The following is a 15,987-nucleotide window of genomic DNA, read 5'->3' as shown; positions in this document are numbered from 1 at the left end:
GCTGCTTCTATTTCTTATTTTTATTATAAATAATACGAAGACCTTTTAAGGTTAATAGCTGGTCATATATCTGAATAACATCCGTGGAATCGGCTATTATCTTACCTAAACCTCCGGTTGCAATAACTTTTACATTCTGAATTTTAGATTCCTCTATAATCTGGCGTACAATATACTCCGTTTGTCCGATATAACCGTACACAAGTCCTGCCTGCATACTGGAGATCGTCTCGTTTGCAAGAATGGAATCAGGCTTTTTAATCTCTATTTCCGGAAGCTTTGCAGTCTCATTCCATAAAGCATCCGCACAGATCTTGATTCCGGGGCTGGTTATTCCTGCAATAAATTCACCTTTGGCACTAATTAAGTCATAGGTAGTGGCCGTGCCGAAATCAATTACAATAAGGGGTCCGCCATAGATATCATAAGCAGCCACAGCATCTACCACACGGTCTGCTCCCAGTTCCTTGGGATTTGCCATATTTATAATAAGTCCGGTCTTTGTTCCGATACCGACTTCCATAGGTTTGAGATTTAAGTACTTCATAATTCCGTTTTTAAAGGAATGCATGATTCCCGGAACAACGCTGGCAACAATAACAGCTTCTACATCTTTAGGTTCAATGCCCCTGTTTTTAAGCAGTCCACACATGGTAAAGCCATATTCGTCTGAGGTACGCTGGAGCTTTGTTGTCATACGGAAGCTGGCAACAAGCTCTTCTTCTTTAAATACACCAAAGGTGATATTGGTATTTCCTACATCTATTACTAATAACATGTTTTTCTCCTTTTCTGTCTCCCTTAATCCGGCATGTCTTCTCCAAGGAAGAATACTCTGTAGAATAACTCAAGGGATTCCAGAAGTTCTTCTTTGCTTCTTTGTAATTCCTTGATCTTTAAAACGCTGCCGATTTCATCATAAAGGAGGTCTCCTTCATCACTGCTTACCTGAAAGAGCAGGTTTCCCTCTTCGTCAAATTCCAAAGTAAGTACCCCACCTACATCTTCCGTGAAAAGTACACACATAATTTTAAGCTCTTCCTTTATGCTTTCCGGCAACCCATTAAAATCCTCATTTAAATAATATTTCTGTTCATATGAGCTGCTTGCACATAGAACTACATTTTCCTGGTACATAAAACCTCTCTTTCGGATATTAAGTTTGGGATAATCCCGCCCCTGGTATATTCTATCGTATTTCAATGCCTCCCATAAAGCATGTCCCACGAATATATACCGTAACATTACTATCCTTCTTATTATAACTTCCGTCTATCTTACTCTCCACCCCTCCCATAATAGGGGTACAGCTTACTGACACCATTACATTTGAAGGCAGAAATATGGTTATTCCCCCCATAATACAGCTGACATCTATCACAATGTCCCTTGTTATAACCGCATTCCTTAAATCCAGCTCTATACCGCCTGCCAGCACCATTAACTCAGCTCCTGTAAATTCCTCTGTAAATATAACGTTTTGTGAGGAAAGAATACTGCTATAATGCTCTTTGCCGGTAACTTTATTTATGGTCTGTCTGAACTCTTCGTCCTGTTTGAAGTTATTATCCTTACCATTCCCATAAATATGGCTGTTATAACCTGATTCATTTTTATAGCTATCCTGACTGAAATCCTTCTCATAACCATTATGACTGAAGCTGTCCTCCTTATTACTTTGTCCTGCATCATATTCATAATTCGTTTGAGAGAATCCATCTTCATAACCGCTTTGCCTGAAATCACCTTCATAGCTGTCTTCTTTTGAGAAGCTCCCACTCTCATTCTCTTTAGAAGAATAACCTGTATTACCTGCAGTGCTATCTCCGTCAGCCTTCTCTTGATTTGCATTCTTAAGCATGATCGATACACCAATCAGTACTAATATTGACGCAAAGAGAAGTCCGGAAAAGGTTCTGCTCTCAATCAAGCCGGTGCTGGTACATATCCAGAGAAGTCCCATTACTACAAGAAAGGTGCCCCATAAAATTTTTGTTACATCCTTTTTCATGTACAAAACCCCTTTACCTTATGAACCTGGTATTTAAATACAAAGTTCTTCTCTTAATAATATAAAAAAAAGGAGAATAATTCAAGGGCAACTTATAAAAGTGTTGTCAGGCAAAAATGGGAGCGCCGCTCTGTTTATCAGACTACTGATAACTGATGCACTCCCACCGTTCATACTGGTATATTTTACTTAATCCGCCTCTATATTCTTCTTAAACAAAATCCAGGTACTGATAAAATAACAACCAAGCAATACAATAATTATTAACAGCATCTCCGTTAATGACTCAAAGAAATCCTTTCTCCCAATAAAGGTCTCAATATATAGATTCATCCATTTGATATAGAAGCTGCCGGTTATCAAAGCACTGATACCTGCTGTAAGAATAGGGAGTCCAAACCACACCCCCATCTGCCAGCAAATAATCCTGTTAATGGAGCTCTCTTCTACCCCTAACTTTTTGATTATCCGAAATCTCTGCTTAAATTCAGAGGAATCCGCCAGCTGCTGCAGTGACAGTACGGTAAAGCTGATGACAAATAATACAATTCCTCCATAGAATAACAGCAGTTTAAAAACCAATGCCCCGGATATCCCTTCATTCCTTTGCAGAGTACGCAGGCGCACCATGGTGGAATATTGATCCTTTGTCTCCCTGCTGTTTATTATATGTTTCAAGTCATTATTAACCTTAAGCGCAGCCTCAAAAGATAGTTTATCGGAAGTCATTGCATAATAATTGCTCTTTCCAAGAAGCAGCCCTTTACAGATGTAATCCGGCACAATAATAACCCGGCCGTTAAAGTAGGGATAAATTACTTCACCAAGCTTGGCCCGGTGTCTCATATCCTCTGCCTGTCTGAGAACTTTCTGATTAATAGAAATTGTCTCAAACTTTTCCAGAAATTTTTGAACCTCCGCTTCCACAACGCTGTACTGCCACTGCATGGTGAATTCTGTATCCTTTAACTCTATTGTCTTAAGACCTGCCATGGTAAGGAGTTTATTATACTGGGACAAAGGCATTACCATATCCGGCTGTTCCATATCCGTATTGCCCGCTATAAAATTATCCTGGTTTATATAAAAGAAGTCGGCCTTACAGATACTCTCAAGTTCTATTCCCTTATCTTTAAGATAGGTATCTACATAAGAAAAATCACCCTCCGGAAGGGTTTCATAGGTAGTATGTGAGTTAGCCTCCGTACTGATCTGTATATCAAATACAGCTCTTTCCTTAAGATACCCCAGTGCCCATCCCGATAGAATAGGATCAATAATAAAAGTGGTAACAGCCAGTAAAATAGCTGCAGCCAGTACTGACATGGTGCGAAAATTAGAGGATAACCTTGCATTAACCTGACCTGTAACAAAAAGAATATTCCCTCTGTATTTAAGCTTTGTGGATTTCTCTTTAAACACCTGCATAAGAGCTGACAGTGCATAGAAAACAGTAAAGAGAAGGAATACCAGATATACCATAACAAATACATAAGCCCTGTTGGTGGTGCTGCTGTCAAAGGCCGGATGCCCTGCTACAATAAGCAGATTGCAGATAACCATCAAAGCTGCCAGTCCCGTTAGAAGTATAACCGGCTTCTTAAGAGATAATAATTTTCGCTTAATCAGACAGGCGGCAAGAAACACCACCACTGTAATTACAAACAAGGCAGGCAGCAGTAAATTAGAATAAAACAGCAGTATATCAAGTGCTGCCATAGCACCGCCAGTTATTGCTTCTTTATATTTCCTGTGTAAATGTATTATATCAATCACTCTCTGTATGGATACAGCTCCACCTGTCAGAATAAGTATGGGCATCAGATAGTCCTTCTTCAGGTCATTCTGCAGTTCTTTCTCAGCCCGCAGCATATCTATAATCTTTAACCTTCTGATCTTACGTATATTTAGGCATCCTATTAACAGAAAGGCACCTAAAAACCCTATAACTGTTATAATTAAGGTATCCGGGTACAACGAAAAATGTAAGCTGTATTCCTCTTCAAAGAAATTCATAATATGCAGCGTTAATACCTGAGAAAAAAATACCCCCAGCATAATTCCAGCCCCTATGGATATCAGTCCCATCATAAGCGTTTCTACAAAAAAGAGAAGGGCAGTATGCTTTTGTTCCATACCCAGAAGGGTCTGAATGGCAAATTCCTTTTGTTTTCTTCGTAGCATATAGTTATTTACATATTGAATAAGAAATATCAGCAGAGCAGTAATACCTATAACGGGAAAACGCATAAGCTGCTGAAGCATTTCAAGGTTATATTCTACAGGCAGGGAACTTACATAATAACTGCTGCAGACCGATAGAAAGGCATAGAATAAGCCTACACAGATAGTTAGTGTAAGTATATATATGATATAATCTTTCACGGATTTTTTAGCATTGCGTAAGGCAAGTTTACCGTACATCCCGTAAATCACCTCCAAGCAGTGTCATAACATCCAGTATCTCGCCAAAGAACTGTTTTCTGGTCTTATCCCCTCTGATTATTTCATTAAATATTCTTCCATCCTTCAGAAACAGTATCCTTTTCGCATAACTGGCAGAGAACGCATCGTGGGTTACCATAAGAATGGTTGCCTTAAGCTCTTCATTCATACTGATCAGTGTTTCCATGAGCATCTGTGCGGATTTAGAGTCCAGAGCACCTGTGGGTTCATCCGCCAAGAGCAGTTTGGGCTTATTCACTACGGCTCTTGCACAGGCACATCTTTGTTTTTGCCCGCCTGATACCTCAGAAGGATACTTCTTCAATATGTCTCCGATTCCAAGCTTTTCAGCTATCTCCTGTACCTTGACGGCTATTTCAGCTGTTGGTATTCTGTTAATGGTCAGGGCATATGCAATATTCTCTTCCAGGGTAAGAGTATCCAGCAGATTGAAATCCTGAAAGACAAATCCCAGATTCCTTCTCCTGAATTCTGCCAGCTTTCTGTCATCAATTTCAGTGATATCAGTTTTCTCCAGATAAATATGTCCGGCACTAACCGTATCAATGGTTGAGATTACATTTAAAAGCGTAGTTTTACCGGAACCGGAAGCACCCATAACACCGATAAATTCCCCTTCCCCGACAGAGAAGCTGATATCATCGATAGCTTTTGTTACATTGGATTTGTTGCCATAATATTTCTCGATATTCTTTATAGTAAGTATTTCCTTCATTTCCTCTCCTTTTAGTGTTGAACAGCATATTAATCCTTAAGGTTAACTACATTATCCCTTATTTACAGGGTTAAATATATAGAAATAACTTACTTACTTCTTACAATTTTGTAAGAAGTAAGTAAGTTATTTCAGAAGCACCAGTTGCTTTTCAGTCATACCTTCGTACACGCTTTCTATATAGTTGGTTTTAAGCCGGGAATACATCTCCTGGAGTACAGGTTTAAAAGCACAGGTGCCAGGGTGTTATCCCGTACTATATGACGGCAGCTGGTATAATAGTCCGGGCTGTTTACTGTTTGTAAAGAGCGGCGTGCATTAGTCTGCCTGTGGAAAATACCATGCGAATTGTAGTTCCGCTGCTCCTTTCAGATTCTGCCTCTATACCTACATCCAGCTTATCACATAGCTTTTTGCACAAATACAGACCCATTCCGGTGGACTTCTCCGTCTCATGACCATTTTTTCCGGTAAATCCTTTCTCAAAGATACGCGGCAAATCCTCCCTGGCTATCCCCACACCATTATCGGTAATATGGAGTACTGTTTTACTCCCCCTAACCTCACTATTAAACGTAATACTGCCAGCACCATATTTCACTGAGTTAACGATACATTGATCCAATATAAACACAATCCATTTGCTGTCGGTAAAGACACTCTGTTCACATGAAAGATTTATCTGTACCTTTTTCTCCAATAAGAGATGTTTATTGTTCTGCAGGGCCTTCTTTACCACTTCCTCTAAGCTTACCTCTCTGATAAGGTAGTCCTTCTCCACATTACTGCTTCTTGCAAAATAAAGCACCTGATCCACAAATCGATTGGCACGTTCTAATTCCTGCTTTATCTTTCTTGTTTCTTCTGTGGGACTGTTCTCACATATCAATTTTATTGCAGAGACAGGTGTCTTTACTTCATGGACCCACTGCTCAATATATTCCGTATAATTACTGCTTTCGTGCCGGATACGTGTAATCTCTTCAAGCATTGCCCTATTACTTATCCGCAATGCCTTCTGCCACAGAATATCCTCCTGCCTGCGGGGTTTTAACAGGATATCGGAAATAAGATATTTCTGATCCAGTTCATCAAGGCTTATAAAAAGTATATTATAGTAGCGTTTCCTGATTTGGTAATCTATTAGGTAATAAACGAAAACAACAAGCCCCCAGCCGGTTAACAGAAGTATTGCAGCATCAGATGAACTCCTTTCCTTCCCCAGAAACATAGAAACCGCTATTGCTCCCAGTATCTGCAGGATAATGGGTATGCTTTTGTCTTTTACATAATTGGTTAACTTCATGCTAACAACCAAACCTTTCTCTCAACCTGCAAAACTTATAACAAAAGCTAATACCTTCTAAGTAAAAATGAAATGCCGCATATCTCCATGGAAAGCATTCCAAACGGTACAGGGATTTACAAACACGCTCAGGCTCCCCTTACATGCTTTATCTGCTTGTAATATTCCCACTGCTTCTACTCCACATAATAGCCTTGCCTGTGTTTTGTTTCAATGAAATCGAACACCTTAATTTCCTCCAACTTCTTACGGATACGAGTCATGTTAACACTTAAGGTATTATCATCCACAAATAATTCATTATCCCAAAGATAGTCTATCATATCAGCCCTTGATACAATTTTTCCGGTATGCCGAAAGAGATATGCCAGAATTCTTGTTTCACTTTTCGTAAAGTCTATGGTATTACCTGCATTTGTTACTTTACCGTTTTCTATATTCAGAGTTATTCCTTTATGCTCAAGAAGCATCTGATTATCATCTTTATACACTCTTTTTAACAACAGAGCTATCCTCGTCAGCAATATGGAAATGTTGTAAGGCTTGGTGATATAATCATCCCCACCCATCATGAGGCTCTGCAACTCGTCCATATCAGAATCACGGCTGGTCACAAAGATGATAGGAAGCTTTGAAAATGAACGCAGCTTCATACAGACCTGATGTCCGTCTTCCTTCGGCAGATTAATATCCAATAATACAATATGGGGCTGCAATTCCTTAATTTGTTCGGCTATCCCGTTAAATTCCAGGATATCACAAACTTCATAGCCATTATTGGTCAGCAGCAGATGCAGTTCGCTGCGAATCATCCTGTCATCTTCTACTACTGCTATCTTATACATGAGCTTCCTCCTGGCTTTATTATCATATACCCTATTGTAGCAAAAGCAGCTAAATTTATCCACTTAATTCAAACCAAAGACACCACAAATCCAACGTATGCTTGCAAATTAATCTTTCAAGGGTTTTGATGTGCAAGCTTTTATGTGTAGGGCTCTTATGCGCAGCCTCTTATGTGCAGGCTCTTGTGTGCAGGCTCTTGTGTGCAGGCTCTTGTGTGCAGGCTCTTGTGCAGGCTCTTGTGCAGGCTCTTGTGCAGGCTCTTGTGCAGGCTCTTGTGCAGGCTCTTGTGCAGGCTCTTGTGCAGGCTCTTGTGCAGGCTCTTGTGTGCAGGCTCTTGTGCAGGCTCTTGTGCAGGCTCTTGTGCAGGCTCTTGTGCAGGCTCTTGTGCAGGCTCTTGTGCAGGCTCTTGTGCAGGCTCTTGTGCAGGCTCTTGTGCAGGCTCTTGTGCAGGCTCTTGTGCAGGCTCTTGTGCAGGCTCTTGTGCAGGCTCTTGTGCAGGCTCTTGTGCAGGCTCTTGTGCAGGCTCTTGTGCAGGCTCTTTTTGATTAGCACAAAAAGACTGCAGCCAGTGGCATATATCCGGCTGCAGTCTTTTTTGTTAATTAGAAGGTATATAAAATCTATCAAATTATAGTGGTAAGCTTGTTGGGAAGGGGATTATTTAATAAAGGAACCATCCTTGATCTGTTCGATGTATTCAAGATATTTTGTCTTAATATCATCGGTTACTTTATCACTGAAAGTTCCGACACTTAAACTGCCGTTTGAAAGGTTACCATAAATGGTCTTGTTTCCGTAGGTACCATTCTTTAAGTCCTCCATACAGAGTTTTAACATAGTTGCATTATCAGTAACAACACTACCGATAACTACCTCGGACTGCTGTGTTGCAAGAATATCACTGGGCTGTCCGATATCAAATCTGTCAGTGTAGTTTGCAAGAGCTTCACGGGCACCGGAGTCTACTGCACTGGCATCACCAAACATAACATCTACATTATTCATACTGACCATGGAATCAGCAATTTCTTTACCTTTTGCAGAATCGGAGAAAGAACCTGCATAAGCGGAGAATACTTCAACAGAAGGATTAACTGCTTTGGCACCGGCTTCGTAATTTGCCAGCTTGGCTTTTGTTGTATCAAGCTCCATACCACCGATAAAACCTAATTTACCGGTCTTGGTCATAAGTCCTGCAAGTGCACCTGCCATATAACCGATCTGTTGTGCATCTGGAAGGATGGAGACGATATTCTCTGTCTCTACTGTTCCGTTTAATAAAGCAAATTTAACATCGGGATAATCAGCCGCAACTTCTTTTACAGCATCTGTGTACTGATTACCGGGTGCAAAGATTAAATCGATTCCAAGATCGCAGTAGCTTCTGATACTGGACGCAAAATCTGCTGTTGTAAGGCCGTCTGTATAAAGTGTTTCGAATCCGCTGTCTTCTGCTGCTGATACCATTGCGTTATAACAGGCTGCACCCCAGCCGCCATCTGAGATGGATGAATCCAGTATCATGGCTACCTTATAAGTCTTGTCTGCAGCCGGAGTTGTTTCTGAACCGGAAGTTTCCGTACTTCCTTCAGCAGCTGCTGTAGGGGTTGCAGAATTACTAGAGGTGTTAGTGTTTGCCTTGGAGCCGCAGCCTGCAAGACTTGCGACCATAGCTACAGTCATGGCGATAGCTAATAATTTCTTTCTCATAATGATTTCCTCCTGGTTTTGTAAAAGTGGGTTGTGAAAGGTATATAATTCAGGAAGCCTTGGGGATTAACCTCCTGTAATTAACCAAAACGACTGCAAATTAACGCTCTTCTCTGAAATAAGGCTTTCCGTTCGCCTTAGGACCAGCTTTCTTAATACCGAAGAAAGCAAGCACAAAGAGAGTACAGATATAAGGAATCATTGCCAGCAGCTGATATGGCGTTTGGGAACTTAATACCTGAAGACGCAGCTGAAGGGCATCGGTAAAACCAAAGAGCAGCGCTGCGATTAATACACCGCCCGGCATCCATCTGCCGAAGATAACTGCTGAAAGGGCAATAAAGCCACGTCCTGATACTACTCCGTCAGTATAAGTACTGATATAACAGGTGGTCAGATAGGCTCCGCCTACCCCGGCTAAAGCACCGCAGATGATACAGGCAAGGTATTTCTGCTTTACTACATTAATACCCAGTGATTCTGCCGCCTTTGGATACTCTCCAACGGCTCTGAAGTTAAGCCCTGCCTTGGTCTTCTGAAAGAAAATAAAAGACAGCGGTACTAACAGGTAGGCAATGTAAACGATAATTGTATGCTTAAAGAATACCGGCCCGATTAAAGGTATTTTGCTTAAGAAAGGTATGGGCATGGGTGTCATTAAGGTCGCCTGAGCAAGGGTTGAGGATATGCCAAAGTAAACCTTGTAGATAAAGGAGGCGATTGCCGGAGCAAAGATATTAATCGCCATACCGTAAACAATCTGTTCTGCCCCCAAGGTAATGGTACAAAAAGCATATACCATATTTATAAGGATTCCGCCGGCTGCTCCAGCTAATAAGCCCAGATAGGGATTTCCTGTTATGTAACAGACCATAAAACCAGCCAGGGCACCAAAAGCCATGATACCGTCCAATCCGATATTAACCTGTCCGGCTCTTTCCGAATAAAGTTCTGCCAGCGCAACAATCAATATGGGCGTTGCCATACGAACAGTGGACAGGAGCAGTTCCTGTATAAAGGTCATATTTAAAAAATCCATTATGCTTTACCCTCCTGTGCTTTTTTAGACAGCATGTTGGTAAGTACCTGTCTGATCTTAGGGAGATTGGTTAAGGCACTGCCGGCTACGGCAAAGACAATGATCAATGCCTGTATAATATCAATAACAGAGGTGGGCATTCCGCTTCCTGCCTGCATGGTAGTTGCTCCTGTACGCAATACCGCAAAGAGGTACGCTACCAGAACTGTCCCAATGGGATTAAGCTGGCCGATCAATGCAATGGCTACACCGTCAAATCCGTAACCGTCACCAAACCCAGCCATCAGCCTGAACTGTGTCCCATGAAGTTCAACACTTCCGCCAAGTCCGGCTATGGCTCCGGAGATGATAAAGGATACCAGCATAATTTTCTTAACGGAATAGCCATTATAGCGGGCTGCTGTCTGATTTAACCCTACCGCTCTAAGCTTAAACCCTGCTGCCGTATGAAACAGAAAGTAATACAGGAGAAGTGCTAAGACGATGGCAAATATAATTCCTGCATGAAGTCTTGTTCCCTCCATAATCCGGGGAAGCTTTACAGGAACTGCCGCTGTCTGAGGAACACTTCCCTCCCTTAAAGGGCTGGAATAGAGATACCCCATAAACAGAATTGCAATATAGTTCAGCATAATGCTTACGATCATTTCATTTAAGCCTCTGGTAATTTTTAAGATACCGGGAATACAGCCCCATAAACCACCGGCTAATACACCTGCTATCAGGCTGATGACCAGCAAAGGTATGCCGGATATTCCAGTCAGTGATGTTGATACCCATATGCTGGCAACAGCTCCCATTGCAAACTGACCCTCCGCACCAAGATTGAATACCCCGCACTTATAGGCAAAGGTTGCTGCCAGTCCTGTAAAGATTAACGGAACGGATTTTACAATGGTCTCTCCGAAATTGGCTTTTGTACCAAAAGCTCCTTTTAACAGAAAGGAGAAAGCTTCTCCCGGATTACCTCCGATTCCGGCAATCAGTATAGCCCCCGCGAGAAAGGAAATCAGTATAGATACCACTGGTACCAGTATCTGTATCAGAAGTCGTTTCATTTTCATTTATACTGCCTCCTTCTTTGTAATCTCTTTTCCTGACATGGCAAGAGATATTTCGTTTATAGGCGGATTCTCTCCCGGATAGACGCCTGCAATCCTGCCTTCATACATAACTGCAATCCGGTCTGAAAGTTTTAATACTTCATCAAAATCCGCACTGATAAGCAGGATGGCGCAGCCTTTGTCTCTTGCTGCTATCATCAGGTCATGGACATATCTGGTAGCACCGATATCAAGTCCTCTGGTGGGATGGACGGCTATCAGAAGGTCCGGCTTTTCCTCCAGTTCTCTTGCAAGTACCACCTTCTGCTGGTTACCCCCTGAGAGATTACGGATTTCCTGCTCTATGGTAGCGCAGCGGATATCGTATTTTTCTTTCATTTCATTGGCATATTCAGTAATTGCCTTACGTTTCAGAAACAAGCCTTTTAATACGGATATTTTCTCTTTGTAAAGACTTTTCATTATCAGGTTTTCTTTTACGCTCATATTTCCTACAAGCCCCATTTTGTTTCTGTCTTCCGGTACATGGGATACATTTGCTTCTATAAAATCACCTGGAATAAATCTGGCAACTTTCCGTTCATTTACTGCAACACTGCCTTCCTGTGGACAGAGTACTCCGGTAACCAGCTGTGCTAACTGGGATTGACCGTTACCGTCTACCCCTGCGATACCAAGTATTTCACCCTTGTTGATATTTAAAGAGATTTCGCAGACACCGTTATGCTTGGATTCCTTATGATAACTTACTTTATCCAGCTCCAGTACCTTTTCAGCTTTTCCTTTGACTTTCTTATAGACGTTATTCACCAGCTCTTTACCTATCATGAGGGTTGCAAGCTCTGTTTCGTTGGTGCTTTCCTTCGTAAGGGTCTTAATGGTCTGGCCGGTACGGAGGATGGTTATACGACTGCTGATTTCAAGTACCTCTCTCATCTTATGAGATATAAAGATGACGGATTTTTTCTCGGCGGTTAGCTTTCTGATGATTTTAAAAAGTCCTTCTACTTCAATATCAGTAAGCGCTGCCGTAGGCTCATCCAGGATCAAAAGCTCCGCTCCGCGGTATAAAGCCTTAAGTATTTCTACACGCTGCTGTGCACCAACGGATATTTCCGTTACCGGCTTGTCAATCTCGATGTCCAGTCCATAGCGTTCTGCCAGTTCAAGAATCTCCTTGCGAAGAACCTCTTTCTTAATGAACAGGGATTTATCCTTTGTAATACCAAGGATGATATTCTCAAATACCGTAAGGGCTTCCACTAACATAAAATGCTGATGTACCATTCCGATTCCAAGCTTTACTGCTCTGGAGGGTGAATCAATCTTAACCTTGGCACCCTTTAAATATATTTCACCGCCTGTTGGCTGATACAGACCTGTAAGAATATTCATCAGCGTGCTTTTTCCTGCTCCGTTCTCACCAAGGAGTGTATGGACTTCTCCTTCCAGCACTGTAAAGTTTATATCCTTGTTGGCATAAACTTCTCCGAACTTTTTTGTTATGTTTTCCATCTTGAGATACTCGCTCATTTTAATAACCATGCCTTTCTCATAACCTGCAGACTTTAGAACGCAGGCATATATTTACGTGTGGAATTTCTCTTATTTCACAGTAACTCCCTTTTACTTGCCGTATCTGCCTGCAGATACGGAACTGCCAAAAATCAGGGTGCAAAATATGCTTATTAATAATTCACACTAATACCTTTCATGGATACCAGATTAACTTTAAGCCATTTACAGAACAAAGAGTCTGGCTTGTCAGACTCTGGCGCTGACACGCTGTTCACAATAGGGACTCATCCTAAGTACGTCATCTGCCTACCGCCTGGCAGGGCTTTTTATATAACAGGGCATAATTTCATATTACATAAAAAAAAGTGCAGATACATCCAGAAGGATTTATCTACACTATTGTATACCTGATTTATTACTATTCATTTTGTCTCGCTTAAAGTCAGCAGTAATTTGATAGTTACTATATCATTATTTGATTGAACAGTCAATACTTTTTTTCACGAAAGAATATTCGAATATTTATGCAGAAAACTGCTTAATTAATTGATTTTCATTCTCAATTTAACCTGCCCTTCCAGGCACTGTACTACCTGGCTTAAGCCTTATACATAACCATGAAGTCCTCTAACCGATACTTCACCGGAAATAATTTCTCTGATTTCTTCTTTGCTCTCTACCAAAAGAGCACCTTGTTCATTAATTCCCAGAGCCGTTCCGGTATATTCACCGTCCCTTTCCAGTACCCTTACCTGTTTTCCTCTGTTAATCAGATATTCTTCGTATTCTCCTTTCAGCTCAGATAAATCCCTGCTATTAAGGAACCGCTGGTAATATTCCTCCAGACGGTTTAATATCTCACCTATTAATAGATTTCTATTAATCTTCCCGCCTTTTTCCAGAGCAAGTGAAGTTGCACTGTCCCTTAATTCCTCCGGAAATTCACTTCGGTTGGCATTTATGCCTATTCCGATTACAATATCCGGTGTTCCCTGGGATAAGCCTGCCATTTCCGTCAGGATACCGCAGACTTTCTTACCGTTTATAATGATATCATTAGGCCATTTAATGAAGGAGGAAAGTCCTGTCTGCTGCCTGATGGCACTATTGACAGCAAGAGCTGCAATAATTGTTAGCATGGGACAGGTTTGTGCCGGCAGCTCCGGCTGCAGAGCAAGAGACATCCATATACCTCCTTCATGAGGTGAGCTCCAGTCTCTTCCAAGCCTTCCTCTTCCGTTGGTCTGCTCCTCTGCCAAAATGAGTGTCCCATGAAGCTTTTTACCTTCTCCCCGATGCTCTGTCAATAATCTCTTAGCTTCTGTATTGGTTGAATCTATTTGGTCATGGTAATATATCTTACTGCCAAATGACTTTCCTGACAGCATACCTTTCATTTCATCTATATTTAATTTGCCGTTTTCATTCATATATTTCACATTCATATAATTCATTGGCTGCCTTTTCTATCTCAAAATTAATATTCGTTCCGCGCTTCGATGTTATTAGTTATTCCTGCCAGTTACTTTGTTAAGTACTCACTTATGGTAATAGGTTTTATGCCAAACCTATAAGTCCAAGACAGATTAGCTGTTTCTTTATATCATGGCAAAAAAGGAAGCTGCTACAAAATAAATTATGACACCAACCGCAAAAAATCCGATACTGTTTCTCTTATTGGTCCCCTTTAGCCGTTTCACTCCGTTTAATATATTTATGGTGCCTGCCAATAAAAGAACAACTGCCATAAGCAGAATATTGTCCTGGTCCATAAAATAGAATATTGCTAATACGATTATTACGCATCCTATTGCAACATTAATTATATCCAATGCTAATTTCTGTTCCTTAATTACCGTTATCAGTTTATTCATACTTCGTTCCCATCTGCGTGTTTAGTACGCGTATAATCAGTAGACGCAATAATGCTTTTCTTCCTCCCTCGCTGATATGATGCCATTTTCAGGTATCATAAACAATCCTTGCCTTTAATCATATAAAATCCTGGTTCCTGCGTCAAGTATCAATACCGTCTTTCATCGGAAAAAGCCAGAATTTGTGAACGACTTCTGAAATCTGTTCACAAACCCTGACTATGATAAATTGTAACTTTATGAAGGATAACCTTCTTTTCTTAGAGGTTTCCTATTAATTCCCAAGGGTTGCCACCATTACTGCCTTAATGGTATGCATTCTGTTTTCTGCCTCATCAAATATTACATCTGCATGAGCTTCAAATACTTCTTCCGTCACTTCATAACCCTTTACCGCCGGAAGACAATGAAGAAAGACTGTTTTCTCAGTACCTACAGCATTCATAAGACTGGTATTAACCTGATAAGGTTTTAGCAGAGCAATACGCTCTCCTGCCAGTGCCTCTTCACCCATGGAACACCATACATCAGTATATACGGCATCGGCCCCCTTAACCTCAGCAATATTGTCAGTTATGGTTATCGATCCGCCGGAGATTTTATTATATTCCTGGCATTCTGCCACAAGTGCTTCCTCCGTCCATAAGGCTTCGGGGGACAACACGGTAAAGTTAAGACCTAATTTGGCACTTCCAATCATCAGACTGTTAGCCATGTTATTACGTCCATCACCTACATACACCAGATGAAGCCCTTTTAAAGAGCCAAACTGCTCTTTTAAGGTCAGGAAATCTGCCAGGATCTGAGTAGGATGGTCCAAGTCGGTTAAACCGTTCCAGACAGGAACACCGCTGTATTTGGCCAGCTTCTCTACAGTTTCCTGCTTAAAGCCTCTGAATTCAATGCCGTCAAACATACGTCCAAGTACTCTTGCGGTATCTTCAACACTTTCCTTGTGACCCAGCTGGATATCATCTTTTCCAAGATATTCAGGATGTCCGCCTTCATCGATACAACCTACAGTAAATGCACATCTGGTTCTGGTGGAAGGTTTCTCAAATATTAATGCGATATTCTTCCCCTTGAGACTGTTTCCTGTAATACCTTGCTTTTTCTTTGCTTTAAGGTCCTTGGCAAGGTCTATGAGATACTCAATTTCATCAGGTGTATAATCTTTTAAGGTTAGAAAACTACGTCCTTTTAAATTCATTATCATCTCTGCCACTTTAACCTTTCCGTATAGTATGAAAGATTAAAATATCTGTCCTGCCTTTCTCACCTGCATAGCCGGACAATGCATACCTCCTTTTTCTGATCTTAAGGTTTAGCTATATGTTTATTTATTCATATTACTTTATTTTTATGCATATGTCAAGTTTCATTTCTTTTCTTGGATTTTATTTTATCTAATAAATTTTGCTGTAACTTACAAATATAT

The 15,987-nt window shown here is 41.0% G+C and carries 15 protein-coding genes; 1 reads left to right on the top strand and 14 read right to left on the bottom strand.

What is annotated here, in order from left to right; all coding sequences use genetic code 11:
• Positions 1-7: 7 nt before the first annotated feature.
• The 7 genes from BR73_RS0104760 to BR73_RS0104730 form a co-directional block, all read right to left on the bottom strand.
• A complete protein-coding gene (locus BR73_RS0104760; protein WP_033164594.1) occupies positions 8-778 on the bottom strand; it encodes a type III pantothenate kinase in 771 nt (256 codons plus the stop codon).
• A 23-nt stretch (positions 779-801) separates the two neighbouring features.
• Positions 802-1,137, bottom strand: a complete 336-nt coding sequence (locus tag BR73_RS0104755) for a DUF6145 family protein (protein ID WP_033164593.1) — start codon at positions 1,135-1,137, stop codon at positions 802-804.
• 52 nt (positions 1,138-1,189) lie between these two features.
• Entirely contained in the window at positions 1,190-2,011 is an 822-nt protein-coding gene (locus BR73_RS27115; RefSeq protein ID WP_051684969.1) for a LiaF domain-containing protein, read from the bottom strand.
• A 189-nt stretch (positions 2,012-2,200) separates the two neighbouring features.
• Complete coding sequence (locus BR73_RS0104745) at positions 2,201-4,435, bottom strand: ABC transporter permease (protein WP_033164592.1); 2,235 nt, start codon at positions 4,433-4,435, stop codon at positions 2,201-2,203.
• Positions 4,425-5,192 (bottom strand): ABC transporter ATP-binding protein, encoded by a 768-nt coding sequence (locus BR73_RS0104740; RefSeq protein ID WP_033164591.1) that lies wholly within the window; start codon positions 5,190-5,192, stop codon positions 4,425-4,427. Before BR73_RS0104740 ends, BR73_RS0104745 begins: the two co-directional genes overlap by 11 nt.
• A 292-nt stretch (positions 5,193-5,484) precedes the next feature.
• On the bottom strand, positions 5,485-6,510 hold the full coding sequence (locus BR73_RS0104735) for a sensor histidine kinase (protein ID WP_156034596.1): 1,026 nt from the start codon (positions 6,508-6,510) through the stop codon (positions 5,485-5,487).
• A gap of 164 nt (positions 6,511-6,674) precedes the next feature.
• Entirely contained in the window at positions 6,675-7,343 is a 669-nt protein-coding gene (locus BR73_RS0104730) for a response regulator transcription factor (protein ID WP_033164589.1), read from the bottom strand.
• A 325-nt stretch (positions 7,344-7,668) separates the two neighbouring features.
• On the opposite strand from BR73_RS0104730, the gene BR73_RS28630 reads away from it, so the two are divergent.
• On the top strand, positions 7,669-7,893 hold the full coding sequence (locus BR73_RS28630) for a hypothetical protein (protein WP_156034594.1): 225 nt from the start codon (positions 7,669-7,671) through the stop codon (positions 7,891-7,893).
• A gap of 108 nt (positions 7,894-8,001) precedes the next feature.
• Here the strand turns inward: BR73_RS28630 and BR73_RS0104720 are convergent, their stop codons facing one another.
• From BR73_RS0104720 to argF, 7 genes are all read right to left on the bottom strand, one after another.
• Positions 8,002-9,054: a BMP family protein gene (locus tag BR73_RS0104720; RefSeq protein WP_051684968.1), complete on the bottom strand. Its 1,053-nt coding sequence runs from the start codon at positions 9,052-9,054 to the stop codon at positions 8,002-8,004.
• Between the two features lie 100 nt (positions 9,055-9,154).
• Positions 9,155-10,093: an ABC transporter permease gene (locus tag BR73_RS0104715; RefSeq protein WP_033164586.1), complete on the bottom strand. Its 939-nt coding sequence runs from the start codon at positions 10,091-10,093 to the stop codon at positions 9,155-9,157.
• Positions 10,093-11,157, bottom strand: coding sequence for an ABC transporter permease (locus tag BR73_RS0104710; RefSeq protein WP_033164585.1), 1,065 nt, complete (start codon positions 11,155-11,157; stop codon positions 10,093-10,095). Before BR73_RS0104710 ends, BR73_RS0104715 begins: the two co-directional genes overlap by 1 nt.
• Complete coding sequence (locus BR73_RS0104705; protein WP_242860621.1) at positions 11,158-12,702, bottom strand: ABC transporter ATP-binding protein; 1,545 nt, start codon at positions 12,700-12,702, stop codon at positions 11,158-11,160.
• A 578-nt stretch (positions 12,703-13,280) separates the two neighbouring features.
• Complete coding sequence (locus BR73_RS0104700) at positions 13,281-14,129, bottom strand: biotin--[acetyl-CoA-carboxylase] ligase (RefSeq protein ID WP_051684967.1); 849 nt, start codon at positions 14,127-14,129, stop codon at positions 13,281-13,283.
• A gap of 144 nt (positions 14,130-14,273) precedes the next feature.
• Entirely contained in the window at positions 14,274-14,549 is a 276-nt protein-coding gene (locus BR73_RS0104695) for a hypothetical protein (RefSeq protein ID WP_033164583.1), read from the bottom strand.
• A 274-nt stretch (positions 14,550-14,823) separates the two neighbouring features.
• Entirely contained in the window at positions 14,824-15,765 is a 942-nt protein-coding gene (gene argF, locus BR73_RS0104690) for an ornithine carbamoyltransferase (RefSeq protein ID WP_347463459.1), read from the bottom strand.
• Positions 15,766-15,987 lie beyond the last annotated feature (222 nt).

It is taken from the genome of Clostridium sp. KNHs205, from assembly GCF_000702945.1.
GTDB lineage: Bacteria > Bacillota > Clostridia > Lachnospirales > Lachnospiraceae > Anaerocolumna.
This window is presented reverse-complemented; position numbering and strand designations above follow the sequence as displayed.

Bases quoted from the DNA above. Each gene is read 5' to 3' on its own strand.
- argF (WP_347463459.1), bottom strand. From the start codon at position 15,765: ATGATAATGAATTTAAAAGGACGTAGTTTTCTAACCTTAAAAGATTAT.
- BR73_RS0104715 (WP_033164586.1), bottom strand. From the start codon at position 10,093: ATGGATTTTTTAAATATGACCTTTATACAGGAACTGCTCCTGTCCACT.
- BR73_RS0104700 (WP_051684967.1), bottom strand. From the start codon at position 14,129: ATGAATTATATGAATGTGAAATATATGAATGAAAACGGCAAATTAAAT.
- BR73_RS0104760 (WP_033164594.1), bottom strand. From the start codon at position 778: ATGTTATTAGTAATAGATGTAGGAAATACCAATATCACCTTTGGTGTA.
- BR73_RS0104705 (WP_242860621.1), bottom strand. From the start codon at position 12,702: ATGGTTATTAAAATGAGCGAGTATCTCAAGATGGAAAACATAACAAAA.
- BR73_RS0104720 (WP_051684968.1), bottom strand. From the start codon at position 9,054: ATGAGAAAGAAATTATTAGCTATCGCCATGACTGTAGCTATGGTCGCA.
- BR73_RS0104740 (WP_033164591.1), bottom strand. From the start codon at position 5,192: ATGAAGGAAATACTTACTATAAAGAATATCGAGAAATATTATGGCAAC.
- BR73_RS0104755 (WP_033164593.1), bottom strand. From the start codon at position 1,137: ATGTACCAGGAAAATGTAGTTCTATGTGCAAGCAGCTCATATGAACAG.
- BR73_RS0104710 (WP_033164585.1), bottom strand. From the start codon at position 11,157: ATGAAAATGAAACGACTTCTGATACAGATACTGGTACCAGTGGTATCT.
- BR73_RS0104730 (WP_033164589.1), bottom strand. From the start codon at position 7,343: ATGTATAAGATAGCAGTAGTAGAAGATGACAGGATGATTCGCAGCGAA.
- BR73_RS0104745 (WP_033164592.1), bottom strand. From the start codon at position 4,435: ATGTACGGTAAACTTGCCTTACGCAATGCTAAAAAATCCGTGAAAGAT.
- BR73_RS0104695 (WP_033164583.1), bottom strand. From the start codon at position 14,549: ATGAATAAACTGATAACGGTAATTAAGGAACAGAAATTAGCATTGGAT.
- BR73_RS27115 (WP_051684969.1), bottom strand. From the start codon at position 2,011: ATGAAAAAGGATGTAACAAAAATTTTATGGGGCACCTTTCTTGTAGTA.